This is a genomic window from Enterobacter cloacae complex sp. IR5459 (assembly GCF_049238005.1).
Taxonomy (GTDB): Bacteria; Pseudomonadota; Gammaproteobacteria; order Enterobacterales; family Enterobacteriaceae; genus Enterobacter; species Enterobacter hormaechei_C.
Map to the genome: position 1 here is coordinate 1 of NZ_JBMKIG010000056.1, position 1,557 is coordinate 1,557.

Sequence of the window (1,557 nt, forward strand, 5' to 3'; positions counted from 1 at the left end):
TGGGTTAAGCTCTATGGCCGCAATAAAGGCGGCCTGAATATCTGAAATTCGGGGCATAATCTGCACTCCCTTTATTACTGTGTTTATATACAGTAGTTTCAAATGGAATGCAGATCAATTTGGGTTCGCCTATTAATTTTTAAGGCTGAATGACTGCTGGCTGCTCTGTCAGTTCCAGAGAAGCTTCAGAAGATCTTGTATTCCAGATGCTATCCTCTGGCATGTCGAGTCGAACGTCGATCCAGCTGTTGGCCGGAACATCCATAGGAGCCCCCTTTGTTTTGACGATCTCCCCTTCATCGCTCAGCATGTATTTCCGCTTAAACAGGCGGATAGTCAGTCCGCCGCTTTCTGTCTGCTCAGCTTCAACTACACCCAGTTCTCCCATTCCACCCGGGTCCATTGGCGGCAGCAATTGCCAGCCTTCCGATGCCAGGCCTGCCGAACCAGTAAGTTCGTAAACCCCCGTGTCAAGGCGAGAAATGGATACTCCCTCTGCCTCGGCGTTAGCCGTGCCGCAGCCGCACCATGTGAATCCATCATTTTCAATATCCGTACGCCGGTTCTCTCCCTGAGACTTAACGATTCTGGCAATGGGAGAAGCCTGTTTAATGGTTCCGTCAGAGGTTACTGTCGTATTTGAGGTTGTCCAGAATGTGAAATAACCGTCCTTAAAAGTGGGCAGATAGGTCACGCAAGTGTTATTTCCGCCGCCTTCCCATTGCCGTGCAGCAATGTAGGCTTTGTTACCCTCACTACCGAATGTAACTACCCGGCCGTAAGTGCCGTTTGGCTGGGCAGTCGACGATAAAATAATTTGTGGATATGCTGCGGTAACTTTCAAAGGGCCAGTGAAGTTTTTCTCTCCTGAAATGGACTGGTTTCCTTCGGTATTTACTGTTTTGTCTAAACCAAGGTTTGTGCGAGCGTCAGCGGCATTCTTTGCCCCGGTCCCTCCCTGCTCAATGCTGAGAGCTGTTTTCAGCCCAGAAAGGCTGGTAATGTCGCTGTTAGCCCCTTTCTTCGCCAGCGATTTTTGACCCGGTACGGTAACGGCAGTGCCGTTGATAGTGATGGTGACATCAGATGTCCCGTTCATTACATCAGCGAACCCGCTCATGTAGCGCTGATACATAGTGAAGGTTTCAGCGATATCCTGCGCCAGACCATCCACGCTCAGGCTGTCGCTCAGAAGAATGGCAAACCGGGTTCCAGCGGGAACAGTTGGGTTAGCTGCTGGCGTTACGGTGAGACTTGTTGCGCTGCCGATGGTGGTAATCTGAAATACCTGCACAGGGCTGGTCATTGCAATAACGGTACAGCCGTTACGAATAAGAGAACCAGCAGCAGTAAAGTTTGTGCCGGTACCTGTAAGGGTGTTTCCGCTGATGGCGATAGTGCCAGTTGTATAAATCATGTTTTCTCCAGGCAATAAAAAACCCCGCCGGAGCGGGGTTTGTTAAAAAGACAGTTTATTCAGACGTACATATCGGGGAGAACGGGAAGGTTCAGTGGCGTTACCGTGTCATTACCAAAAATTGCATACCGCTCGCGCCC

1 protein-coding gene is annotated in these 1,557 nt (G+C 50.2%); it reads right to left on the bottom strand.

What is annotated here, in order from left to right; all coding sequences use genetic code 11:
- Nucleotides 1-139 precede the first annotated feature (139 nt).
- Nucleotides 140-1,417 (bottom strand): phage tail protein, encoded by a 1,278-nt coding sequence (locus ACOTX4_RS25860; protein ID WP_421635509.1) that lies wholly within the window; start codon nucleotides 1,415-1,417, stop codon nucleotides 140-142.
- Between the last annotated feature and the right edge of the window lie 140 nt (nucleotides 1,418-1,557).

Excerpts from the sequence above, each read along its gene's own strand:
- ACOTX4_RS25860 (WP_421635509.1), bottom strand. The coding sequence starts at position 1,417 with ATGATTTATACAACTGGCACTATCGCCATCAGCGGAAACACCCTTACA.